A 24,167-nucleotide genomic window follows, 5' to 3' on the forward strand; every position below is an offset into this window, starting at 1 on the left:
TTCGAGTTGTCGAGGGCGCACTCTCCGCCGGCTCGAAAACTCCGTACATGCGGCACGTGCCGCTGCAGGATTAGTACGAGGCCCGCTGCGGCGCCGCGCTGTCGCCGACGAATCGAGCAACGAGTGCTTCGGTTTGCCTGGCAAGGATCGCGACGTCCGCTCCCACGGCGACGAACGCAGCGCCGGCGGCGATGTACCGCTCCGCGTCGTCCGGAACGAATGCGTTGACGCCGGCGGGCTTGCCCGCGGCGACCGAGCGCTCAATGGTGGCGAGTACCGCGGCGACCACATCGGGGTGGTTCTGCTGACCGAGCAGCCCCATCGACGCCGCGAGATCCGACGGGCCGATGAAAATCGCGTCGACGCCGTCCACCGCGAGGATCCGTTCGGCATCGGCGACGGCTGCCGCAGACTCGATCTGGACCGTCAAACTGATGGTCTCGTCCGCTCGACCGAGGTAGCCCTCGACGCGGTTCCAGCGGGCCGAACGGGCGAGGGCCGAGCCGACGCCGCGCACGCCGCGCGGCGGATACCGTACCGCGCGCACGATCTCTTCGGCCTGCTCGGCCGAATCGACCATCGGCACGAGCAGGTTCTGCGCGCCGAGATCGAGGAACTGCTTGAGCAGCACGGTGTCGCCGAAGGGCACGCGCACCAGGGGCGCGACCGGATATGCCGACATCGCATGGAGCTGCGCGAGCACCGACTCGAGGCCGTTGGGGGAGTGCTCGGCGTCGAGTAGCACCCAGTCGCACCCGCTGCCGGCGACGATCTCGGCGGTGACGGGGCTGCTGGCAGAGGCCCACAGGCCGATGAGGGCGCGGTCCGCGGAAGCCAGGCGATCCCGCAGGGTCTCCGGGAGGCTCAGATGAATCGGCATGTCACCGACCCCAGCTCGTGGTAGTCGGCGTGCACGGTGTCGCCGCGCTCCACCCACATCGGCTTCGTGAACGAACCGGCAAGGATGATCTCGCCGGCCTCGAGTGACTGGCCGTGCTGCGCGAGCTTGTTGGCGAGCCAGACGACGCCGAGTGCCGGGTGTCCGAGCACGGCACCGGCCACACCCGAATCCTCGATGGTCTCGTTGCGGTACAGCAGGGCCTTCGCCCACGTGAGGTCGAGTTCGTCGACGCGCACCGGGCGACCGCCGACAACCATCGCGCCCATTGCAGCGTTGTCGCTGATGGTGTCGACGATGGTGCGACCCTCCAACTCCAGGTGCGAGTTCAGGATCTCGAGCGCCGGCACGACATACGCCGTCGCGTCGAGCACGTCGAAGAGGGTGACGTTCGGCCCCGAGAGCGGCTTCGCGAGCACGAACGCCAGCTCCACCTCGATGCGTACGTTCGAGAACTTGTCGAACTCGACCGTCGCGCCCGACTCGAGCACCATGTCGTCATGGATGACGCCGTAGTCGGGCTCGCTGATGCCCGTGGCGACCTGCATCACCTTCGAGGTGAGACCGATCTTGTGCCCGACGAGGCGGGCCCCGGCGGCGATGCGGCGATCCGACCACTCCTTCTGAATGGCGTACGAGTCTTCGATCACCATGTCGGGGTAGCGGGCGGTGAGCCGGGGGAGGATCGCGCGATCCTTGTCCGCCTGCACCAGTTCGTCGGCGATGGCTGCAATCTGCGTCTGCTCGAGCACGTGACCTCCGTTGTCGTTCGCGGTTGGGTAGATCGTATACGATCTGACTGCGCGGACGCCAGGGTCCCGCTGGTGCGGCGTGCGTGAACTCAGAATGGACCGCGAGCGCCGGGTTGATGACGTCACGGCGTGCGCACTCGCGGCATGCGGGAACGGGGTAGACTAGTATGATGACCTCTTCCGAGAACGCTGCCCCGACCGAAACTGAGGGCGAGCGCATTACCTTCGCCGACCTGGGCCTCGCGCCCGAGGTGCTCCGCGCGGTAACGGAGGTCGGATACGAGACCCCCTCCGCGATTCAAGCCGCGACCATCCCCGTGCTGCTCGAGGGAACCGACGTCGTCGGCCTCGCACAGACGGGCACCGGCAAGACCGCTGCATTCGCACTTCCGATCCTCTCCCGCATCACTCCAGGCCAGGGAGTGCCCCAGGCACTCGTGCTCGCCCCCACCCGCGAACTCGCACTCCAGGTGTGCGAGGCCTTCGAAAGCTACGCCACTCACCTCGACGTGCACCTGCTCCCCGTCTACGGCGGCCAGGCCTACGGCCAGCAGCTCTCCGCGCTGCGCCGCGGCGTCGACATCGTGGTGGGTACGCCGGGCCGCATCATGGACCACCTGAAGCGCGGATCGCTCGACCTGACGCAGATCAAGTTCCTCGTGCTCGACGAAGCCGACGAAATGCTCAAGATGGGCTTCGCCGAAGACGTCGAGACGATCCTCGCCGACACCCCGAGCTCCAAGCAGGTCGCGCTCTTCTCGGCGACCATGCCCGCGCAGATCCGCCGCATCTCGCAGCAGCACCTGAACGACCCGCGCGAGATCAAGATCGCCGGCAAGACGCAGACGAGCTCGAACATCACGCAGCGCTACAACGTGGTGTCGTACACGCAGAAGCTCGACGCGCTCACGCGCATTCTCGAGGTCGAAGAGTTCGACGGCATGATCGTCTTCACTCGCACCCGTGGTGACTCCGAGCAGGTCGCCGAGAAGCTCCGTGCTCGTGGCTATTCGGCTGCCGCCATCAACGGCGATATCCAGCAGGCGCAGCGCGAGCGCACCGTGCAGGCGCTGAAAGACGGCAAACTCGATATTCTCGTCGCCACCGACGTCGCCGCGCGCGGCCTTGACGTCGAGCGCATCAGCCACGTCATCAACTACGACCTGCCGATCGACACCGAGTCGTACGTGCACCGCATCGGCCGCACCGGTCGCGCCGGCCGTACCGGCGACGCGATCAGCTTCGTCACGCCTCGCGAGCAGCGTCTGCTGAAGGCGATCGAGAAGGCGACCAAGCAGCCGCTCACCCAGATGCCGCTGCCCATGATCGATGAGGTCAACGCGACCCGTCTCTCGCGCTTCGACGATGCGATCACCTCGGCGCTCTCGGAGACCCGTCGTATCGACGCATTCCGCGACATCATCGCGCACTACGTGCGTCACCACGATGTGCCCGAGACCGACGTCGCCGCCGCACTCGCCGTGGTGTCGCAGGGCGATCGCCCGTTGCTGCTCACCGAAGAAGACGACCGCAAGTTCGAGCGCGACCGCAAGCAGGCCGCGAAGTTCCTCGACGACTCCGCCGGCGGCCGCGACCGCCCGGCCCGCGAAGACCGCGGCCCACGCGAGCGCCGCGACGACCTCCGCATGTACCGCATCGAGGTCGGCCGCCGCCAGAACGTGCAGCCCGGTCAGATCATCGGTGCGATCGCGAACGAGGGCGGGCTGACCCGCGACGACTTCGGCCGCATCCAGATCCGCGATGACTTCTCGCTGGTCGAGCTGCCCGCCAAGCTCTCCGCAGAGTCGGTCGCGCGCCTCGAAGACACGCAGATCGGTGGCAAGCCGATCAACCTCCGCGAAGACAACGGCCCTGCGCCCCGCGGCAAGGGCTTCGACGACCGCGGTGGTCGTGGCGGCCGCGGCGGTTACGATCGTGGCGATCGCGGCGGTAACGATCGCGGTGGGCGCTCCGGCGGCTACGGTCGCGATCGCGACGACCGCGGTGGGCGTTCGGGCGGCGGCGATCGCTGGTCGCGCGACGATCGCGGTGGGCGCGACGGCGGGTACGGCGGCAGCCGTGACGATCGCGGCGGACGCTCCGGCGGTGGCTACGGCGGCAACCGCGACGACCGTGGCGGTCGTTCGGGCGGTGGCTACGGTGGCAATCGTGATGATCGCGGTGGGCGTTCGGGCGGCTACGGCAACCGCGACGACCGTGGCGGCCGCGACTTCGGTTCGGATCGCTCCGACGGCAAGCGCAAGCCGCGCTGGTAACTTCTCGCGTCACAACTGAGGGGCAGGATCCATCTGGATCCAGCCCCTCAGTCGTTTCGGGCGGGTGCTGGGGCTCCGCAGGGTGAGCCACGCGCCACGGCGCGCAACCCGTGCCGAACGCACCCCTTTCTCGCGAATGTACGCTCGGTTTTCCGGTGCGTTCGTGCGAGAGGGGTGCGTTCGAGGCAGGGCGAGCCCGAGCGCAGGCAGGGCGAGCCCGCGAGAGGGCCCGCCGGGAGCTCGCGAGGGAGCGGTGGTGCGCGTCAGCCGCTGATGACGTGCGGTTCAGCGACGGCCTTCAGGCCCGCCACGCCGAACTCCCGGCCGTATCCCGACTGCTTCGCGCCGCCGAACGGGATCATCGGGTGCAGGCCGCCGTGCGAGTTGATCCACGTGGTGCCCGCCTGCAAACGCGCGGCGACCGCGAGGGCGCTGGCGCGATCCGACGACCACACCGAGGAGCCGAGACCGAACTCGAGCTCGTTGGCGAGCCCGATGACCTCGTCGAGATCCGAGTAGCGGATAATCGGGAGGGCCGGCCCGAACTGCTCCTCGACCACGAGGTCGTTGTGCGGATCGATGTCGGCGATCAGTGTGGTCGGGTAGAAGTTGCCCACGGCGTCGCGATCCGGCTCGCCGCCCAGCACCACGCGCGCACCCGAGGCCTTTGCCGACTCGACGAGGCGATCGACCTCCTCGAACTGTGCGCGGTTCTGCAGCGGCCCGAGCACGTTCTGCTCCTCGAGCCCGACGCCCATCGGCACGGCGGCGGCAACCTTTGCGAGCTCATCGACGACCGCGTCGTAGACCGAGTCGTGCACGTACAGACGCTTCAGCGCCGCGCAGGTCTGACCGGTGTTGATGAACGCGCCCCAGAACAGGTCTTCCGCGATCGCGGCGGGATCGACATCGGGCAGCACGATCCCGGCGTCATTGCCGCCGAGTTCGAGCGTGAGGCGCGCGACGTTCGCGGCGGACGCCTCGATGATGCGCTTGCCCACCGGGGTCGAACCCGTGAACATGATTTTGCCGATCTTCGGGCTCCGGGTGAGGGCGTCGCCGACGGTGCGGCCTGGGCCGGCCACGATGTTGAGTACGCCCTCTGGGAGCACCTCGTTCATCACGGCGACGAGTGCGAGCACTGACAGAGATGTGGTCTCTGCGGGCTTGATGACGACGGTGTTGCCCATGCGCAGCGACGGTGCGATCTGCCAGATGGAGATCATCATGGGCCAGTTCCACGGCGAGATGGCGCCGACGATACCGAGGGGACGGTAGTGCATCTCGGCGTAGCCCGACTCGTCATCGATGATGACCTCGACCGGCAGCGGCGTATCGGCGGCGGCACGCGTCCAGGCGACGCATCCGCCGACCTCGAAGCGCGCGTTGGGGCCGTTCAACGGCTTGCCTTGCTCGCGCGACAGGAGCTCGGCGAGGGCCTCGGATGATGCCTCGATCGCGTCTGCGGCGCGGTGCAGGGTCGCGATGCGATCGGCGTCGGGCAGTGCTGCCCAGGAGGCCTGCGCGGACTCGGCGCGATCGATCGCGGCGTTGAGATCGTCGAGACCCTCGACCGGGGCCGTGCCGATGCGGGCGCCTGTCGCGGGGTCGAAGACCTCTCGGGTCTCACCGCCCGTCGGGGTGATGGCTGCCAGCAAGCTGTCGTAGGTGTGCATGGGTCCTCCGCTTCGAGATCCGGATCCTGATGAGATCAGGCTACGAGCGGAGCGCGTGTGCGCGCTTGTCTCACGGGGCAGCCGCCTTGACGATTCGAGCACGCTTGGGTGCGATTGGGCGAGGGTGGATCTCCCGCCGCACCGGTAAAGGGCGGATCGGTTCAGCCGGGTGGTCCGCCGCCGCGACGCACGTCGCTCGGAGACGCGTCGTACGCCGTTCTGAAGATACGACTGAAGTGCGCCGCATCGGTGAAGCCCCAGCGGGCGGCGATCGCCGACACGGTGCGGTCGGAGAGCACCGGATCGATGAGGTCCGTGCGGCAGCGCTCGAGTCGCCGCTCGCGAATCCAGGTCGAGACCGTGGTGCCGGTCTCGCGGAACAGACCGTGTAGGTGGCGCGTGGAGATGTAGTGCGCGGCGGCGATGCTGTCGGGGGAGAGATCCGGCGATCCGAGTTCAGAGTCGATGTGCGCCGTGATCTTCTGCAGCAGCACGCGGTGCGGATCGCGCTGCACCGGGTCGGTATCGAGAATGTGGGTGAACAGGGTCGACATCAGGTCGATGCTCGTGTGGGCGAGCTTCGCGCGCACCCGGTCGTCGAGCGTGGTGAGCTGCGCCGGGAACTGTGACAGAAACGCCGTGATGACGGGAGCGAGGCCCGTGTCCTCGCGGTTCAGGGACACCGCTGTGAGCTGATCGGTGAAGGCCACGGGAAGTTCGAGCCGATCTTTCGGGAACATCATGATCAGGTTGCGGAATTCCTCGCCGAACAGCAGCGAGTACGGTCGCGAGGTGTCGTACACCGTGAGATCGCCGGGGCGCATGACGATCTCGCGGCCGTCTTGCACGATAATGCTCGAACCCGAGAGCAGCAGGCTCACCTTATAGAAGCCATTGCCGCCGCGGGCGATCGTCTCGGGAGTACGCTCGACGAGGTGCGGTCGGGCCGCGACCTCGGTGAACACCACATCATCGGCATCCGCCGATGCGATACGTGCCTCGAACGGGCCGGATCGCTCGGCCGACACCTGCAGTGGCACGAACGACGAAGAAACGATGCGCCGGAACCCTTCGATGTCGCGTGCGCGCGCGTCGCCCCCGATGGTCGCTCCGGCCACGTGGTCGGCTCGCGTCGCTGCGTGTGCCATGAAAGATGCTTTCGATCGTGCCCGGGAACCCGGGGAGCTGCGGCCCGCGCCCGTCGGCGCCGGTGCCCTCTGCGGAGAGGATACACCGAGATGCCGGTGAAGGGCTGCGGGTTTGGCTCAGTGGCGCTTGAGCGCCCCTAGTAGCGCGTCGACGGCCGCTCGCGATCGTTCGGTGCGCTGCGGCTCGCGGTCGAAGTCGCCGATGAAGACGTTGCCGAGCGCGGTCGTCAATACGCCTTGAGCTGCGACCTCGTGCAGCGGGGTTGCCGCATCGGGGTGCGCGGCTGCGATGAACTCGATGAGACGCTCGCGGGCCGACCCGTAGGCCTCGGCCAGCACGGAGGCGATGTCGGGGGAGGATCGCGCAAGCTCGACGAACGCGAGCACGATGGCGTTGTCGGCGCTCGAGCTCGCGAACTCGTCGCCGAAGAGGTAGTTGAGCGCGGCCGGTAGATCGTCGATCTCGGCGGGCAGCACCGCCGGGGCGGCGTAGAACGCCCGCGCCGTGTCGAGCAGTAGTCGGTCGCGGTTGCCGACGAAGTGACGCACGTGGCCGCGAGACATGCCGGCGGTGTCGGCGATGCGATCGAGCGTCGTGCCGCTGATGCCGTGCTGCGCCATCGTCTGGAGAGTGGCGGCAATGATCTGCTCGCGGCGCTCGTCGGCGACTGAAGGGCGTGCCATGGCGAATCCTCTCTGAAGCGGGCTGCGGATGCCGGGTGCCGAGGCGAGGCCGGGGCTTCGCAGCGCGACCTGCACGTGCAGGCTCCCCTCGAAGACTAGCGATGATTTCGACGAAGTAAAAATTGTCTAGTCAGACTTGACTATTTACTAACATCGTCCTTACAGTGATCCCACCGGCACCGCCCGGACTCGGCATCCGCACCGCGCGATTGCCTATATCGACCCGTCTCGAAGGAGTGACATGGCCGACTACCTGCGCATCGAAGCCGCACCGCTGAGTGCGCTCGCCACTGAGGAGCGCGTGCGCACCCGTGACGGTGTGCACCTCGCCACCGACGTGTATCTGCCCGCGAGCTCGGGCACGGGCGGCACCGCCGACCCCGCAGCGCGCGATGCGACCCCGGGGGATACGATTCTCATCCGCCTGCCCTACGACAAGAGCGGCGAGTACACGTTCATTCCGCTGGTCGCCGAGTACTTCCTCGCTCATGGATACCGCGTCGTCGCGCAAGACGTGCGCGGCAAGTTCCGCTCCGAGGGCGATGCGCTGCTCTTCGTGAACGAGGTCCGCGACGGTGAAGACACCCTGGACTGGATCGTTGCGCAGCCCTGGTCGAACGGCCGGGTGGCGATGTGGGGCGACAGCTACTACGGCTACACGCAGTGGGCTGCGGCGGCGAGCGGGCACCCGGCACTCCGGGCGATCGCCCCGCGCGTCACCGGCACCGCGCTCGGCGAACCGGTGCACCGAGATGCCGACGCCCGCGAGCGCGCGGTCGAGATGGGCATCACCAATCTGTACCCGCTCACGCACTTCCACGGCAACGACACCTTTTTGTGGGAGCCCGACTGGTCGCGACGCGACTTCGAGGCGCAAGCCGAAGCGTTCCAGACCTGGGCCGGCTCGCGCTCGATCTCGTACGACCAGTGGGTGCCGCACCCCGTGACGCTGCCGCGCTTCCCGGCCGGCAGTCCATTCGCGGGTCGCTCCGTGCCGGTGCTGCACACGATCGGGTGGTGGGACAACTGCGCACCGCTCTCGTGGGCCGATGTCGCCGAGATTCGGACGCGGCCGGGCTGGGATGCGCATCACCACCTGCGCATCGAATCGATCGATCACGAGAGCTATCAGCTCATCGAGGCTCCCGGCGATCGGGTGCCGGATCGCACCGAGGCACAGATCCGCGACATTCTGCCGCGCACGCTCGACCCCGCGCTCGCGTTCTTCGAGGTGTTCGTGCGCGGCAACGGCGCCGCCGAAGACATTCCGCGCGTGGTGTGGAACCTGGCGGGCACCGACGAGGAGCGTGTGGAGACCGTCTGGCCGCCGGCGAATGTGCGGCACGAGACCCGGTTCGCGACCGCCGAAGGCGAGTTGGTGGTGGATCGCCCCGCCTCGACGAGCGAACTGCAGTGGGCGCACAACCCCGACCACCTGGTTCCGTCAACCGTTCCCGATGCCTTCTCGTATCTGCTCCACCTGCCGAACGAGGCCCCGATCGGCGACCGCGACGATGTGCTCGTCTTCACCGGCGCTGAGCAACAGACCGATGTCGAACTGGCGGGCCCCGTCACCGCAACCGTGAACGTGCGCTCCTCGGGCCCCGTGCTCGACTGCTTCGTGCGCCTGCTCGACGTCGCTCCAGACGGCACCGCGCTGCGCATCGCCCGCGGGCAGCGGCAGCTGCGCGAAGCCGAGCGCGGGGGTGAGTTGCAGGTCGATCTCGGTCACATCGGCTACCTGCTGCGCGCGGGCCACCGGCTGCGCGTGCACGTGTCGAGCAGCGACTACCCCGAGTTCCTGCCGCAACCCGGCACGGGGCGCGACCCCTGGACGGACGGTCTCGAAACCGCGCGAAACACCCAAACCATGATCGTGGGAGGCGCCGACGCCTGCGCGATCGAACTCCCCGTGCTGAACGGAGCCCTCGCATGACCGTCGATCCTCGCACCCTGCATACCGACCCGGCCGTGCTGGCCGAGTTGCCCGTGCCTCGTCTCGAGTTCGTCTTCGAGATCCGCGCCTCGATCGCCCCCGACCACCACATCGGGCGAGGCGTCGACGAGGCGCTGAGCTTCACCCCGGTGACCGGCGGCAGCGTGCGCGGCCCGGCTTTGAACGGGGAGGTGCTCTCGGGTGGCGGCGACTGGGCGGTCACGCGATCCGGCACCGCCGAACTCGAGGCCCGCTACCTGATTCGCGCCGATGACGGAGCGGTGATCGACATCGTGAACCGTGGGTACTTCCGCGCGACCCCCGACTTATTGAGCCGCATGGAAGCGGGGGAGGACCTGCCCGAGACGACCGACGGCCTGTACTTCCGCACGGCCCCGGTCTTCCAGACCGACGCCCCCGCGCACCGCTGGCTCGCCGAGCACCAGTTCGTCGGGCTCGCGCGCGACGACCGCGGGCAAGTGTGTGTGCGCGTCTTCGTGCTGCGCTGACACCGACGGCATCACGCAGTGGTCGCAGTCGTCGGCCACGGCCACCCCAGATCATCTCCGATCCACCCCGAACCGCGCGGCCGAGTCGACGACGACCGGTCGCACCCGCGAAAGGAAACATCATGAAACGAACGGCACTCACCGCCGGGCTCGCGCTCGGCGCCGTCGCCCTGCTCGGCCTCACCGCCTGCGCACCGCGCGACTCCGCCTCGAGCGGTAATCGGTCGCCGATCAGCGCGGCCGACCTCGTCGCCTCTACGCCCGCCGGCACGCAGCCCGTCGACGAGGTCACCTGGTCGGTGCTGGAGGGGGAGCCGGCGACGCTCGACCCGGTGTCATCGGCCAACCTCATCATTCCGAACCTCTGCGACAATCTGCTCTCGCTGCAGCCCGACTTCTCGGTCGAGCCCGGGGTCGCGACGAGTGCGGAGTGGACGACCCCCACGACCTTTGTGATCGAGCTTCGCGACGACGTGACGTTCTGGGACGGCAGTCCGCTGACCGCAGCCGATGTGGTCTACAGCCTGGAGCGCAACCGTTCCCCCGAGTCGCAGTGGTTCAGCGCCTTCGCGCTCGTCGACAGTATTGCGGCGACCGGCGACCGCGAGGTGACGCTCACCTTCACAGCGCCCGACTCGGCGTTCCGCGATGCGATCGCCGGGCAGGGCGGCGCGGTGATGAGCGCCGCCTACGGTGCGAGCACGGGGGACGCACTGGGCACGTCTGACGGCGGTCTCATGTGCACCGGCCCGTTCGAACTCGCCGACGGCGGATGGAAGCCGGGCAGCGAGATCGTCACCACGGCGAACCCCGACTACTGGAACGGCGCGCCCCTCGTGCAATCGCTGAAGTACGTCTTCGTGACCGATTCCTCGACGCTCGCGACCGCGCTCACACAGGGTGAGATCGACGGCGCACTCAACGTGTCGCCGAGCTCGCGCGCCGCATTCGAGGGCGACGGAGCGGGCAGCCTGATCGTCGGGCCGTCGACGGCCTCGTACAGCTTCGGGCCGACGACGTCGGAGGGACCGGCAGCGAACCCCGACATTCGGCGCGCGCTGAGTCTTGCGATCGATCGCGACCAGTACATTTCGACGGTGCTGGGTGGGCTCGGTGAAGTGCAGCGCACCATCGTGCCGCCGTTCACCTTCCAGGAGCTCGCTGCGGCAGACACTTACCAGGCCGGCTACGACGCGCTGCCGGCACCCGAAGTCGACCTCGATACCGCGAAGCAGCTCGTTGCCGACAGCGGCGAAGACGTCAGTCGTCCGCTCGTGCTCGCCGTACCAGCCGGCGCCACGGAGTTCAAGAACACCGCGCAGATCGTGCAGAGCGCCGCGAAGCAGATCGGGCTTACCATCGAGATCAACGAGATGCAGGCCTCAGATTTCGGGGCGATGTTCTACGACGCGGGGGCCCGAGACGGCATCGACTTCGTCGCGACGCAGGGCTACCTCGAGACGCCGGGCGTGCTCGGCTACCCGACGCTCTTCATGCTGCCGGAGGATCTCGGCGGAGTCTTCAACTGGAGCGGGTACCGGAACGACGAGGTGACCGCGCACATGCAGGCCGCACGCACCGCGACCGACGAGCAGACCGCGGCCGACGAGTTCGTCGCCGCGCAGCAGATCTTCGCTCCCGACATGCTGCAGGTCACCCTCGCCGGCGCCTATCAGTTGAGCTACCTGAACGACGATCTCAGCGGCATCACGAGCTCGGTCGCCATGTACAGCAGCCCTTGGGCGCTGCACCTCGGCGGCAAGTGATGCAGCGGGGCAGCGCGAACGGAGAATCGCCATGAACACCGCACTCGTGCGCGCACTCGCGGGCCGACTGGGCGGGCTCCTGCTCACCCTGTTTCTTGCGAGCATCGTGATCTACGCCGCGCTGCTCCTCACCCCGGGCGACCCCATCGCGGCTCTCGCGGGAGGTGCGAAGCCGACCCCCGATCTGGTCGCGCAGATCCGTGCGGAGTACCACCTCGACGACCCGATCTGGTCGCGCTACCTCCAGTGGCTCGGCGGGGTGTTCTCGGGCGACTTCGGGCGATCCTTCGTCTACAAGACCGATGTGCTCACGCTCATCGCACCGCGTTTCGGGGTCACCCTGCAACTGGTACTGCTCACCGTCGTGATCATTCTTTTCGCGGGCGTCGGCTCCGGAGTACTCGCGGCGACTCGCGGGCCCCGGGTCGACCGAGCGATCGGATTGCTGACGGCGCTCGGCATGGCATTGCCGACCTTCGTCGTGGCGATCCTGCTCATCTGGGTCTTCGCGAAGTCGCTCGGCTGGTTCCCGGTGTACGGCGAGGGCGCGGGCGGGTGGGATCGCGTGTGGCACCTGATCCTGCCCGCGATCTCCCTCGCCGTCATGTTCATCGCCTACATCAGCCGGGTGACCCGCAGTTCGCTGGTGGCCCAGCTGCACTCCGAGCACGTCGAAACCGCACGCGTGCGAGGCATTCCGCGCGGTCGCATCTTCCGGGTGCACGTCTTCCGCAACGCGGCACCGCAGATTCTCGCGATCTCGGGTACGACGGTCGCCGGGCTCTTCGCCGCGTCGGCCATCGCCGAGCAGGCGTTCGGGCTCGGCGGCATCGGGTCCCTGCTCACCGAGGCCGCCGCTCGCAAAGACCTGCCCGTCGTGCAGCTGGTGTCCCTGCTGCTCGTCACCATCTTCGTCGTGCTCAACGCGGTCGCCGACCTCGTGAGCGCCCTGATCGACCCCGACAGCGTCGGGTCCGGGAGGATCGCATGAGCGTCGCACAACTCGCCGCGGGGCGAACCCCGCGCGCGGTGCAGCGGGCGGCACGCGCCGACTGGCTGTTCCGTAGCGCCCTGATCGTGTTCGGCCTCGTCGCGCTGGCCGCCGCACTCGGCCCGTCGGTCGCTCCTTACGACCCCAACGAACTCTCGGTGGGCGACATCAACGGGGTGGGTTCGCTGGCACACCCGTTCGGCACCGATGACGTCGGGCGAGACATCCTCTCCCGGGTGCTCGCCGGCGCGCGCACGAGCGTCATCGCCCCGATCGCAGTCGTACTGCTCTCGACGGTGCTCGGCTCGGCGCTCGCGATCGTCGCCGCCTGGTTCGGCGGGATCGTCCGCGGCACGATCGCCCGCGTCATCGACGTCATCTTCGCCATTCCGGGCCTCGTGCTCGCAGTGCTCGCCGTCGCGATGTTCGGCAAGGGCGTGGTCGCTCCGGTGATCGCGCTGTCGATTGCCTACATTCCCGTCGTCGCCCGGCTCACGCAGACCGCGGCGTCTCGGGAGCTCGGCAAACCCTACATCGCCGCGCTCCGCGTGCAGGGCGTCTCGAGCCTCGCGATCTGCTTCGGGCACCTCGTGCCCGCGCTCGTCCCGGTGGTCGCGGCGCAGGTCGCGGTCGGATTCGGGTACGCCATGCTCGACCTCGCCGCGATCTCATTCCTGGGGCTCGGAGAGCAGCCGCCCGCCGCCGACTGGGGGTCGATGATCGCGAGCGGACAGGCCGGCATTCTCGCCGGAGCACCCGAGCAGTCGATGTACCCCGCGATCCTCGTCGTCATCACCGTGCTCTCGGTGAGCATCATCGGGGCACGCATCACCACCTGGGCAGAGGAGAAGGAACGATGACCGCAGCCCCAGTACTCGATCTCGACCACCTTTCCATCGCGACGCCCGAGCATCAGCTCGTGCACGACTGCACGTTGACCGTGGGAGCCGGCGAGGCCGTCGGTCTGGTCGGTGAATCGGGATCGGGCAAGACCCTTTCGGTCCGCGCTGTCGCCGGCCTGCTCCCAGCTCACTTCCGCACCGGCGGCACCGTACGACTGCTCGGCCACGACCTCGAGCGCACCCCGCCCGCCGAACTGCGCGAACTGCGTGCGCGCCGCCTCGGCATGATCTTTCAGATGCCCCGGGCTCACCTCAACCCGCTCCGCACGATCGGTGACTTCCTCACGGAGGCGCAGGTGACCGTCGGGCGAGTGCGTCCCGACGCCGCAGCACGGCGGGCGGCCGAACTGCTCGACGAGGTCGGGATCACCGATCCCGTTCGGCGACTGCGACAGTACCCCGCCGAGCTCTCGGGCGGGCTGCTGCAGCGCGTCATGATCGCGGCGACGCTCGCCATGGACCCAGAGATATTGCTCGCCGACGAGATCACGACGGCGCTCGACGTCACCACCCAAGAAGAGGTCATGGCCCTCATCGGCGACCTCCGTCGCGATCGCGGGTTATCACTGCTGTTCATCACCCACGACCTCGCGCTCGCCGGCGCCGTCTGCGACCGCGTCGTCGTGATGCGCCAGGGGCGCACCATCGAGACCCTCGACGCCCGCACCATGCGCGCCGACGCCCGTGACGAGTACACCCGCGTGCTCATGTCGGCGTCGCTGGGCGATGGGACGGCGCGGGCGGTATCGGTTGAGGCTGCGCCCGATGTCGCCGGTATCTCGGGTGCCGCGGAGCTCACCGACGCCGCTGAGGACTCCATTACCGCGTCCGCTTCCGTTTCCGAGCAAGCGCCCGAGCCGATTCTGCAGGTCGCGGGTCTGCGCAAGACGTTCCGCGTGCGGGGAGCTGGAGGCGCCCGCGAAACGTTCGTTGCCGTCGACGACGTCGCATTCGCACTCCGAGCTGGCGGGTCGCTCGGCATCGCCGGTGAATCCGGATCAGGCAAATCGACCACCGCCCGCATCATCTGCGGTCTCGAACGCGCCGATGCCGGCACGGTCACCGTCGCCGGTGACGACTGGAGCACGCCGGCGCGAGGCGGAACGGAGCGTCGGGCACGGGCGAAAACCGTGCAGATGGTTTTCCAAGATCCGTACCAGTCGCTCGACCGCCGCCAAACCGTGCGCCAGTGCCTCGCCGAGGCGATCCGCGTGCACCGCAAGCGGGCATCTCAGCCCGAGATCACCGCACGCATCGCCGAGCTCGTCGCGCAGGCACGGCTCGACCCCGAGTTGCTCGACGCGCGCCCGCGCGCACTCTCGGGCGGTCAACGCCAGCGCGTTGCCATCGCCCGCGCGCTCGCCGCAGAACCCGAGCTGCTGGTACTCGACGAGGCCGTCTCGGCGCTCGACGTCACCACGCAGGTCGAGATTCTGGGCCTGCTCGACACCATCCGCCGCGAGACCGGCGTCGCGCTGCTCATGATCACCCACGACCTCACGGTGATCCGGCGACTGTGCGACGGTGTCATCGTGATGCGGTCGGGGCGCGTGGAAGAAGCGGGAACGGCCGAGCAAATCCTCGACGACCCGCAGGCCGAGTACACGCGACTGCTGCTCGACTCGATTCCCCGCGAGGGGTGGGTGCCGCGCCGGCGCCGCCTCGGTCGCACGTCGGCGATCCCGACCCTCACCGGGCCGGTCGCCGCCGCACCTCGCTACGATCTCGACCGAGGCCGCACTCGTGGCCGCATCTCCGAACCGAAGGACCCCGCATGACCGACACCCTGCTCACGCCCGCGTTCGAGTACTGCTTCGAACTGCGCGTCGCCGTAGCCGATGCGCTGCCCATCGGCGGATCGACTCCGGAGGAAGGGCTGCACTTCGCCCCCATCACCGGCGGCATGTTCGACGGCCCGCGCCTGCGCGGCCGCATTCTGCCCGGCGGCGGAGACTGGTGGAACGGTCGAGGGCTCACCGTGCGCCTCGACGCCCGGTACATCATCGAGGCCGAACTCGACGGGGGTGTGACGGCCGCGATCGACGTGGTGAACCGCGGATACTGGCGTACCGACGAAGGGGGCCTCGCGCGCCTCGAATCGGGCGAGTACGTCGGAGAAGACGCGCTCTACTACCGCACCGCGTTCGTCTTCCAGACCGAGCATCCCCAACTGGAGTGGCTCACCGCGTCCCAGTTCATCGGGTACGCGAGGCCCGAGCCAGGGCACGTGGTCATCCGCGTGTTCCGGCTCGTCTGATCCACGCCGCATGCGGCAGCCTCATCTCGAAGGAGCGATGATATGACCCCCACCGACAGTCACACCGACCATCGCGACGACGTTGCGGCGGAGCCCGCACCCGCCGACCTCTGCTTGGTGAACGGTCGCGTGTTCGACGGCCGCGTGCGCACCGACGCCACCGGCGTGGCGGTGCGGGGAGACCGCATCGTGGCAGTCGGCTCCGACGAGCGCGTGCTCGCGCTCCGCGGCTCGGACACCCGGGTAATCGACGCGCGAGGCGGGCTCATCACGCCCGGTTTCGTCGATGCGCACGTGCACGCCGCGTTCGCCGGGGTCGAGCGACTGAGCTGCGACCTCAGTGGAGCGCGGAGCGTCGACGAGACGCTGGAGGTGATTCGAGATGCCTCGCGCGAGTCGGCTGGTGGTGCCGGTGCGGGTACCGGTGCCGACCGAGACACCTGGATCACCGGCGGCGGCTGGAGCCACGAGCTCTTTCCGCACCCGACCCGTCAGCAGCTCGACGCCATCGTGCCCGATCGCCCGGTCGCGCTCTCCGACGCGGGGCACCACACGCTCTGGGTGAACTCGCGTGCGCTCGAGCTCGCCGGCGTGACTGCCGCGACGCCGCAGCCGCACAACGGGCACATCCACATCGACGCGCTGGGGGAGCCGACGGGGTATCTCAACGAAACCGCTGCGGAACTCGTCGGCCGGGTGATCCCGTCGTCGACCGACGCAGAAATCGCCGCCGGCCTGCTCAACGCGCAGGAGTACCTGTGGTCGCTCGGCATCACTGGCTGGCACGAAGCGATTCTCGGCGAGTACAACGGCAAAGCCGACTGCTCGGCAGCGTACCGCGAGCTGATTGCATCGGCGGAGCTGCCGAGCCGGGTGTCGGGTGCGCTCTGGATCGCCCCCGGTCTGCGCGAGAACGACGTGCCCGAGCTGGTCGAACGCTTCGTGCGGCTTCGCACGGAGAACGCGGCGGCCGGCTTCGCGACGTCGACCGCCAAGGCCATGATCGATGGGGTGCCCCACGGCGGCACCGCTGCACTGCTCGAGCCCTACTGCTCGCATGGCGATCCCGATGCCGCGCCCGACTCGGGCGAGCTGCACTTCGAGGAGGGCGCCATTCGCGCCGTTGTGCAGCAGCTCGACGCCGCCGGCTTCGCGCTGCACCTGCACATCATGGGGGATCGCGGAATCCGCGTGGCACTCGACGCCGTCGAGGCGGCCCGCGCCGCCAACGGACCGGGGCCGCGGCACCATGTCGCGCACCTCTCGATGATCCACCCCGATGACGCCCGCCGCTTCGGGCCGCTCGGCGTGACCGCGAACATGCAGGCGCTGTGGGCCGCACCCGACCAGCACGTCGTCCCCATGATCGGCGAGGAGCGGATGCGGCGCGGCTACCCGTTCCGCACCCTCGCCGACGGCGGCGCCGACCTCGCGATGGGCTCGGACTGGCCGGTCTCGCCACCCGACCCGTGGCTCGCGATCCACGTCGCCGTGAACCGGTCGCTGCCGGCGGCGCCGGACTCGGTGGCGGGGGGTGAGGGTGCTGGTGTTGCCGGTGCAGCTGAGGCACTCGACCCGGCCCAGGCGCTCACATTGGCCGAGAGCGTTGCCGCCTACACCAGTGGTTCGTCGAGCCTGGTGCTCGGAGTCGCCGGGCGCATTCGCGTCGGCGAGCGCGCCGACCTCGCGATTGCGACGCGTGACCCGTTCGACGGGCCCGCTGCGGCGGTGCTCGCCACAGCGACGGCCGCCACGATCGTCGCCGGCCGCGTGGTGTTCGAGGCAGAGACGCGCTAGGGCGGCGCCGCGTGCCCCGCCTGAGCCCTGCCTGAGCCCGCTCCGCCACGCTCTCCTCGAGTGCACCACTTTCTCCCGAGCGTCCGCGCCTCTGCTCCGCCGCTTGAGCCCGCGCCGCCACGCTCTCCCCGAATGCACCGCTTTCTCTCGAGCGCAACCCTTTGGGGGCCGGTCCACTCGGCAGAAAGTGGTGCGTTCGGGGCGCAGGTGATCCGCTCACATGCCAGGCCCGGGTGCCATTCGCATCAGAACCTGTGGATACCCGATGCCTGCGCGGTCACGTGCCGCATGCTCGTGAGGTGGATGATCTCGGCAGACAACTGACGCGGGCGACCGACGCGCTCACCTCCAGCAACCAACTCGCGCGTTCAGGCGTCACCGCCCGCGGTCTGGCGCTTGCGGTCGCGCATGGCGACTTCGTGCGCCTGAGGGCGGGGTGGTACGTCGCGGGGGAGTATTGGCGAAACTCGGTTCCCGAGTCGCAGCACCTTTCCGCAATCGTCGCAGCGCAGCGCGCGGCGAATTCTCGGCTGACGTTTTCGCATCGGTCAGCGGCGGTGCTGCACGGACTCCCGGCATGGAGCGACTGGGTGTGCGGAGCGGCGCGCGCAGCGATTCCCGACACTCGACGCGTGCATGTACTGGGTCAGCCGGGAGGGCGAGGCGGCGCCACACCCGCGATCGTGCGGCACCGCAGCCACGTGCATGCCGCAGATATCGAGGAAATCGAAGGGCTGCGAGTCACGCGGGCCGAACCCGCGGTTGCTGACCTTGCACGAACCGAACGATTCACTCTCGCCCTCGCGTGCGCCGATGCGTCGCTCCGTGCACGCGCCCGGCGTGGGCAAGTCGTCGACGATGCCGCATGGCACGCATGGCAATCGAGCATGCGCAGGATCGCGGAAACCTCGTGTGAGCGCCGCGGAGTTCGAGCGGTTCGTGCGTTGCGACTCCTTGCAGACCCGCGAGCCGATTCTCCGTTCGAGAGCGCCGCGCGCTTTCGGCTCGTGCAGCTCGGGTTCGAGGTTCGATTGCAGGTCGAAGTCGTCGTGCCGCAGCTCGGACGGTACTTCGTCGACCTCGAACTCGTCGATGCACAGGTATTCATCGAGTGCGACGGCCGAGCGAAATATCTCGATTCTTTCGTGCGCGGCGGAACGCCTGAACAAGCGTTCTTCGCCGAAAAACGTCGACATCATGGCATCACGGCTCACACCGGCAAGCCGCTCCTGCGCCTGGAATCCCATGACAGCAGAACCCTCGAAGGATTGGCCGGGGTGCTCACTGCGCACGGCATTCGCGTGCCCGGGCGACCCGCGCAGTCTCACGATGCGCACATCGTGAGACTGCTGCAGCGAGCAGGGTGAGGGATGGCATCTCGAACGCACCGGTTTCGTGCGAGTGCACCGGCGCAGATCGGGTGCGCTCGAGAGAAACCGGTGCGCTCGCGAAGAGGTCGCGGGCGGGGTCGGCGCAGGACCTACTCGGCGTCGGGGACGTCGAGGCCGTTCACGCGCTGGATCTCGCGCTGGTACTCGGCCACGACGCTGCGCGAGACCCGGCAATCGAGCAGGATCGTGCCATACGCCCCGTTCTCCGCCCACGTGCGCAGCGCATCGAGGTCACCGAGGCCGCGCACCCGCACGCCGGTCGCCCCGAGCGCCGACGCCATCCCTGCGAAGTCGACATCGGGAATGAGCATAGGGCCCTCGTCGAGACCCATCGCGCCGTACAGGTGCACCTCGGCGCCGTACGCGCCGTCGTTCCAGACCACGATCACGCAGCTCGACGCTGTGCGGATCGCGGTCTCGAGGTCGGCGAGCGCCATCAGACCGCCGCCGTCGCCCGTGCTGAGCACCGTCGTGGTTCCGGGCGCCGCGGCGGCCACACCGGCCACCGTCGAGAACCCCAGGCCGATCGTTTGGTACGCCGTGCCCACCATGATCATGCGCTCGGGGGACTCCACCGGCCAGTACATGTTCGCCCAGCCGAGGAAGTGCCCGCCATCGGTGGTCACGTGGCGCTCTGCGGGAAGCAACTCGGCGATGCGAGCGGCAACGGCACGCGGGTCGAGGCGTCCGTCGGCGCAGAGGCCTCCCGAGATGCCGGCACTGCGCGCGCGCAGCGCCCCATCGGGCTCAAGCCCGGCGATGCGGTCGCGCCAGCCCGCGCCGGCCCCGGAGGTCGCGGACGCTTCTCCACCTGCCGCACGGTCGCCACCGGCAGCACCCGCAGCACGGGCTTCACGCACGGCGGTTACGCCCGCAAGGATGCGCTCTACCGTCTCAAGCGCGTCGCCCTGGAGCAACTGGTGGGTGATCGGGCGGTTGGTCTTCGGCGCCGCAACCTGTTCCGTGTCGACGCGCAGTACGGTGGTGCCCGCGCCGAAGAGATCGCCGAAGCGCATCGTGAACTGGTTCAGGGTGGCGCCGACGACGAGCACGACGTCTGCGGTCTCGACGAGTTCCATGGCGGCGTGCTGCCCGAATCCGCCGGTCACACCGAGATCGAACTGCGGCGCCGGGAAATGCCCGCGACCGAGTGCGGTCGAGGAGGTAACAGCACCGAGCGCGTCAGCGAGTTCGCCGAGCGCAGCGGAGGTGCCGGCGAGGTGCGCGCCGTGGCCGGCGATCAGGAGCGGGCGCTCGGCGCCCAGAAGTGCGCGCACGGCGGCCTCGACCTGGTGGTCTGCGGGCCGCATCTGCACGATCGAGGTCGATGACGTCGCGGGGCCGGCAGCGAGGGTGCTCGAGGAGCCGGCGCTGGGGCCAGAGGCGGAGCCGGAGGCAGTCGCAGCCGAGGTCGATGACGCTGACGCCACCGCCGACCCCGCGACCGATGCCGAGAGTGCCGCGATAACCGCGGGATCATCGAGGTCGATGCCGGTATCGGGTGCGCCGGATGCGGCGGCAGTATCGGGTACAGCGGAAGCCCCGAGTGCGGCGGGCGCCGCGACGGCCGATGAGACGAGATCGTAGGGAATTGCGAGCACTACGGGCCGGCGCACGCGCAGTGCGTAGGCGACCGCGCGATCCACCGTGCGTTCGATGTTGGTCACCGAGAGGGTGTGCGTGCGGATGCCGAGTGCGGCCGCGAGCATCTCTTGATCGACGTCCCACGGGCGCGGGCCCGTGCTGGGCGCGTCGCCGACGACGATGAGCATGGGGGTATGCGCCTGCGCCGCTTCGGCGAGTGCAGTGAGTGCATTTGTGAAGCCGGCACCATACGTGGTGGTCGCGATCGCGAGCTTGCCGCTCACGCGCGTGTAGGCGTCGGCGGCGGCGACGGTGCCGGCCTCGTGGCGCACCGCGACGTAGCGGAGGCCGAGCGCGTTCAACTGCTCGATGAGGTGGGCGTTGCCGTTGCCCATGAGGCCGAACGAGACGGCGGAGTGGGGTGCGAGTGCGGTCGCGAGCGCGCGCACGAGAGTGGTGTCAGACATCACAGATCCTTCGGGAGGGACACGAAATACAGGGAACCGTGTATGTCTCGCCGGCGACTTCGCTCAGCAGCAGCGCCCCTTTTTCGAGCGCCTTCCCCGGCCGGGTCGGTGTGAACCGACCGAACTGGACGAACTCATCATACTGGCGGATCGCGCGCCGAACCCAGCACTGCGCTTGATGGCGCGCGGTGGCGCCCAACGATGTTGCCGGGGCTAGCGGTAGCTCTGCGCGATCCGTTCTGCGGCTTCCTGGAGTGCGTCGACGACCTCGCCGATCGTCTCGGGGACTTTGAAGTGCACCACCGCGATCGCGGCTGGTGGTTCACCCGCGATGCGCAGGGGCACGGCGATGCCCGTGACGTCGTCGATGACCTCTGCTCGGCTGATCGCGTAGCCGTTGCGTCGCGCCTCGCTGCCAGCCCGGCTCATCTCTGGTTCGCCGAGGTAGGCCTTGCGTTCGGCGCGGGTGAGCGAAGATTCGATCGCGTGACCCGGGGCACCGCGGTGCAGCGGGTGACGCACGCCGGGGTTGCGGGCGATCGTCGCGGCGACGTTCGAGGGCTCCGCCGTCACTAGGGTGACCACTTCGTCGGCATCGAGCACGGTGACGAACGTTGTCATGCCGAGCTCGTAGGCGACCTCCGTGATGACAGGCATTGCCGCCGTGTGGAGCGCGGGGGCGACCCCGCGCGCGAGCACCATGAGCTTGGGCCCCAGACGAATCAGGCCCGCTTCGTCACGCGCGACGAAGCGGCGTTCCTCGAGCGAGCGAAGGATCCGATAGGCGTTCGAGCGGTGCACGCCGAGGCCGGAGGCGAGTTCTGCGATCGAGATCGGAGCCCCGGCTTCCGCAAGCAGTTCGAGGGCGCGGAGGCCGCGGGTCAGTGTTTGCGAGCCCGCGGTCGCGGAGCCCGGAGCGGCGGTGGCGCGTGCGGCGATGGTCGCTTCGGCGGTGCTGCTCGACTCGGGGTCACGGCTCACCCGGTCGGGTGATGCAGCTTCGCTCGAAGGGGTCATGGCTCCATTCTCCAGGATCCGGTGCCGAAGCTCGGTGCTCGTATTGCGCGCGGCGCGCTCGACGCATATTCTTTCTGTGCAGTATTCAGACTGCGTGTTCAATTATGGAACACGCTCCCAGCGGTTGTACCGCCGGGCAGTGAGGAGAAACAGTGCAGTTCCACCACCACGGGTACGTGTCCACCGACCCCCGCATCCTTCCCGCGGCCGGAGTCGGCCTCGACCGGCCCGCAGATCTGCCCGAGAACATCGACGTGCTGATTGTCGGCTCGGGCCCCGCCGGTATCGTCACCGCAGCTCAGCTCGCGCAGTTCCCGAATGTCGTGACGCGCGTGGTCGAGCGTCGCGAAGGTCGCCTCGTGCTGGGTCAGGCCGACGGCATCCAGGCGCGCAGCGTCGAGACCTTCCAAGCGTTCGGGTTCGCGCAGCAGATCACGCAGGAGGCTTACCGGATCACGGAGACCGATTTCTGGAGCCCCGATCCCGAGAACCCGGCGAACATTGTGCGGAGCTCGATCACGCCCGACGATCCGAAGGGCATCAGCGAGTTTCCGCACCTCATTGTGAATCAGGCGCGGGTCATCGACTACTTCGCCGAGTACGCGCGTCGCGCCCCGGCCCGCGGAGAAGTCGACTACGGGTACGAGTTCGTGGGTCTCGAAGTGACCGGCGAGGGGGAGTACCCGGTCACGGTGACCCTCCATCGCATCACGGGCTATACCGGCGCCGGCATCAACGCCGAGAAGACGAACGACGACGCCGGTGAGACCGTCATCGTGCACGCGAAGTACGTGGTCGGCGCCGACGGCGCCCGCTCCAACGTGCGCCGCGCCATCGGCGGCTCGCTCGCCGGCTCGACCTCGCTGCACGCGTGGGGCGTCATGGACGTGCTGGCTGTGACCGACTTCCCCGACTTCCGCAAGAAGTGCATCATCCATTCGCAGGCGGGCAGCATCCTGCACATCCCCCGCGAGGGCAACCACCTCGCGCGCATCTACGTCGACCTGGGCGAAACCGATGAGCACGATGCGGGAAAGGTGCGCGGCACCGCCCTCGACGACGTCATCGCCCGAGCGAACGCGATCCTGCACCCGTACACGCTCGATGTAAAAGATGTGCCCTGGCACAGCGTGTACGAGGTGGCGCACCGGCTCACCGACCGCTTCGACGACGCCGCGACGTCGCCCGACGGCAAGGGCCGTGTCTTCTTGATGGGGGATGCCTGCCACACTCACAGCGCCAAGGCCGGCCAGGGCATGAACGTGTCGATGCAAGACGGGTGGAACCTGGGCTGGAAGCTTGGCTACGTGCTCGAGGGCCGCAGCCCGGAGTCGTTGCTGCAGACGTACTCCGACGAGCGCTGGGTGACCTCCAAGAACCTCATCGACTTCGATCACGAGTGGTCGACGCTCATGGCGAAGAAGCCCGAGGAGTTCGAGAACCCCGGCGAGGTCGAGGAGTTCTACGTACGCACGGCCGAGTTCCCGGCCGGCTTTATGACTGAGTACACCGATTCGATCCTGATCGGGAACGATGCGCACCAGGAACTCGCGAGCGGCTTCACGCTCGGCAAGCGCTTTAAATCCGTGCTCACCACGCGGGTCTCGGATGCCGTCGATATCCATCTCGGTCATCACCACCGCGCCGACGGTCGATTCCGCGTCTACGCGTTCGCCGACGCTTCCGGCGAGCGGCTCGACGCCTGGGCGGCCTGGATGCTCGAGTCCGCCGATTCCCCGCTCGCCCGATTCACGCCGGAAAGAGCCGATATCGATGCGATCTTCGACGTCAAGGCCGTGTATCAGCAGCACCACCACGGCGTCGATCTTGAGCGCGTCTCGAAGCTCTTCCTGCCCGCGTCGGGCCCGTTCGGCCTCACCGATTATGAAAAGGTCTACGCAGCGCACGCTGACGACGACATCTTCGATGCCCGGGGCATCAGCCGCGAGGGTGCCGTGGTGATCGTGCGCCCTGATCAGTACGTCTCAGCGATTCTGCCGCTTGACGATCCGGCGGGTGTCGCAGCGTACTTCGCCGGGTTCCTGCTCGAGCGCTGACCCGCACCGCGCTCACCTGTGCCGCACCGCGCGTACAACTGAGGCCCCCGGATCGCATC

General features: G+C 68.5%; 18 protein-coding genes. 10 read left to right on the forward strand and 8 right to left on the reverse strand.

What is annotated here, in order from left to right:
- Positions 1 to 70: 70 nt before the first annotated feature.
- Positions 71 to 880: an HpcH/HpaI aldolase family protein gene (locus ACZF5Y_RS05910; protein ID WP_497534886.1), complete on the reverse strand. Its 810-nt coding sequence runs from the start codon at positions 878 to 880 to the stop codon at positions 71 to 73.
- Positions 865 to 1,650 (reverse strand): 2-oxo-hept-4-ene-1,7-dioate hydratase, encoded by a 786-nt coding sequence (gene hpaH, locus ACZF5Y_RS05915; RefSeq protein WP_497534887.1) that lies wholly within the window; start codon positions 1,648 to 1,650, stop codon positions 865 to 867. The genes ACZF5Y_RS05910 and hpaH overlap by 16 nt, the downstream gene beginning before the upstream one ends.
- A gap of 167 nt (positions 1,651 to 1,817) precedes the next feature.
- Between hpaH and ACZF5Y_RS05920 the strand changes: the two genes are divergently transcribed.
- Positions 1,818 to 3,926 carry a DEAD/DEAH box helicase gene (locus ACZF5Y_RS05920; protein WP_497534888.1) on the forward strand — a complete coding sequence of 703 codons (2,109 nt, stop codon included), beginning with the start codon at positions 1,818 to 1,820 and terminating at the stop codon, positions 3,924 to 3,926.
- Between the two features lie 263 nt (positions 3,927 to 4,189).
- Here the strand turns inward: ACZF5Y_RS05920 and ACZF5Y_RS05925 are convergent, their stop codons facing one another.
- The 3 genes from ACZF5Y_RS05925 to ACZF5Y_RS05935 form a co-directional block, all read right to left on the reverse strand.
- On the reverse strand, positions 4,190 to 5,602 hold the full coding sequence (locus ACZF5Y_RS05925) for an aldehyde dehydrogenase family protein (protein WP_497534889.1): 1,413 nt from the start codon (positions 5,600 to 5,602) through the stop codon (positions 4,190 to 4,192).
- A gap of 161 nt (positions 5,603 to 5,763) precedes the next feature.
- On the reverse strand, positions 5,764 to 6,750 hold the full coding sequence (locus ACZF5Y_RS05930; protein ID WP_497534890.1) for an AraC-like ligand-binding domain-containing protein: 987 nt from the start codon (positions 6,748 to 6,750) through the stop codon (positions 5,764 to 5,766).
- 117 nt (positions 6,751 to 6,867) lie between these two features.
- Positions 6,868 to 7,434, reverse strand: coding sequence for a TetR/AcrR family transcriptional regulator (locus tag ACZF5Y_RS05935; RefSeq protein ID WP_497534891.1), 567 nt, complete (start codon positions 7,432 to 7,434; stop codon positions 6,868 to 6,870).
- A 241-nt stretch (positions 7,435 to 7,675) separates the two neighbouring features.
- On the opposite strand from ACZF5Y_RS05935, the gene ACZF5Y_RS05940 reads away from it, so the two are divergent.
- The 8 genes from ACZF5Y_RS05940 (at position 7,676) to ACZF5Y_RS05975 (ending at position 17,592) form a co-directional block, all read left to right on the forward strand.
- Complete coding sequence (locus tag ACZF5Y_RS05940) at positions 7,676 to 9,370, forward strand: CocE/NonD family hydrolase (RefSeq protein ID WP_497534892.1); 1,695 nt, start codon at positions 7,676 to 7,678, stop codon at positions 9,368 to 9,370.
- A complete protein-coding gene (locus ACZF5Y_RS05945; protein ID WP_497534893.1) occupies positions 9,367 to 9,879 on the forward strand; it encodes a DUF3237 domain-containing protein in 513 nt (170 codons plus the stop codon). Before ACZF5Y_RS05940 ends, ACZF5Y_RS05945 begins: the two co-directional genes overlap by 4 nt.
- 122 nt (positions 9,880 to 10,001) lie before the next feature.
- A complete protein-coding gene (locus tag ACZF5Y_RS05950; protein ID WP_497534894.1) occupies positions 10,002 to 11,645 on the forward strand; it encodes an ABC transporter substrate-binding protein in 1,644 nt (547 codons plus the stop codon).
- Between the two features lie 31 nt (positions 11,646 to 11,676).
- Positions 11,677 to 12,636: an ABC transporter permease gene (locus ACZF5Y_RS05955; RefSeq protein WP_497534895.1), complete on the forward strand. Its 960-nt coding sequence runs from the start codon at positions 11,677 to 11,679 to the stop codon at positions 12,634 to 12,636.
- On the forward strand, positions 12,633 to 13,496 hold the full coding sequence (locus ACZF5Y_RS05960; protein WP_497534896.1) for an ABC transporter permease: 864 nt from the start codon (positions 12,633 to 12,635) through the stop codon (positions 13,494 to 13,496). Before ACZF5Y_RS05955 ends, ACZF5Y_RS05960 begins: the two co-directional genes overlap by 4 nt.
- Positions 13,493 to 15,316, forward strand: a complete 1,824-nt coding sequence (gene nikE / locus ACZF5Y_RS05965) for a nickel ABC transporter ATP-binding protein NikE (RefSeq protein ID WP_497534897.1) — start codon at positions 13,493 to 13,495, stop codon at positions 15,314 to 15,316. The genes ACZF5Y_RS05960 and nikE overlap by 4 nt, the downstream gene beginning before the upstream one ends.
- Positions 15,313 to 15,795, forward strand: coding sequence for a DUF3237 domain-containing protein (locus ACZF5Y_RS05970; protein WP_497534898.1), 483 nt, complete (start codon positions 15,313 to 15,315; stop codon positions 15,793 to 15,795). The genes nikE and ACZF5Y_RS05970 overlap by 4 nt, the downstream gene beginning before the upstream one ends.
- A gap of 42 nt (positions 15,796 to 15,837) precedes the next feature.
- Complete coding sequence (locus tag ACZF5Y_RS05975; RefSeq protein WP_497534899.1) at positions 15,838 to 17,592, forward strand: amidohydrolase; 1,755 nt, start codon at positions 15,838 to 15,840, stop codon at positions 17,590 to 17,592.
- Positions 17,593 to 18,140: 548 nt separating this feature from the next.
- Here ACZF5Y_RS05975 and ACZF5Y_RS05980 read toward each other — a convergent pair.
- From ACZF5Y_RS05980 to ACZF5Y_RS05990, 3 genes are all read right to left on the reverse strand, one after another.
- A complete protein-coding gene (locus ACZF5Y_RS05980; protein ID WP_497534900.1) occupies positions 18,141 to 18,839 on the reverse strand; it encodes a hypothetical protein in 699 nt (232 codons plus the stop codon).
- Positions 18,840 to 19,072: 233 nt separating this feature from the next.
- Complete coding sequence (locus tag ACZF5Y_RS05985; RefSeq protein WP_497534901.1) at positions 19,073 to 21,034, reverse strand: thiamine pyrophosphate-binding protein; 1,962 nt, start codon at positions 21,032 to 21,034, stop codon at positions 19,073 to 19,075.
- A 213-nt stretch (positions 21,035 to 21,247) separates the two neighbouring features.
- A complete protein-coding gene (locus tag ACZF5Y_RS05990; RefSeq protein ID WP_497534902.1) occupies positions 21,248 to 22,051 on the reverse strand; it encodes an IclR family transcriptional regulator in 804 nt (267 codons plus the stop codon).
- Positions 22,052 to 22,203: 152 nt separating this feature from the next.
- Here ACZF5Y_RS05990 and ACZF5Y_RS05995 point away from each other — a divergent pair, with 152 nt between their 5' ends.
- On the forward strand, positions 22,204 to 24,108 hold the full coding sequence (locus ACZF5Y_RS05995) for an FAD-dependent monooxygenase (RefSeq protein WP_497534903.1): 1,905 nt from the start codon (positions 22,204 to 22,206) through the stop codon (positions 24,106 to 24,108).
- Positions 24,109 to 24,167: the final 59 nt, after the last annotated feature.

It is taken from the genome of Leucobacter sp. WKLB1 (genome assembly GCF_059696215.1).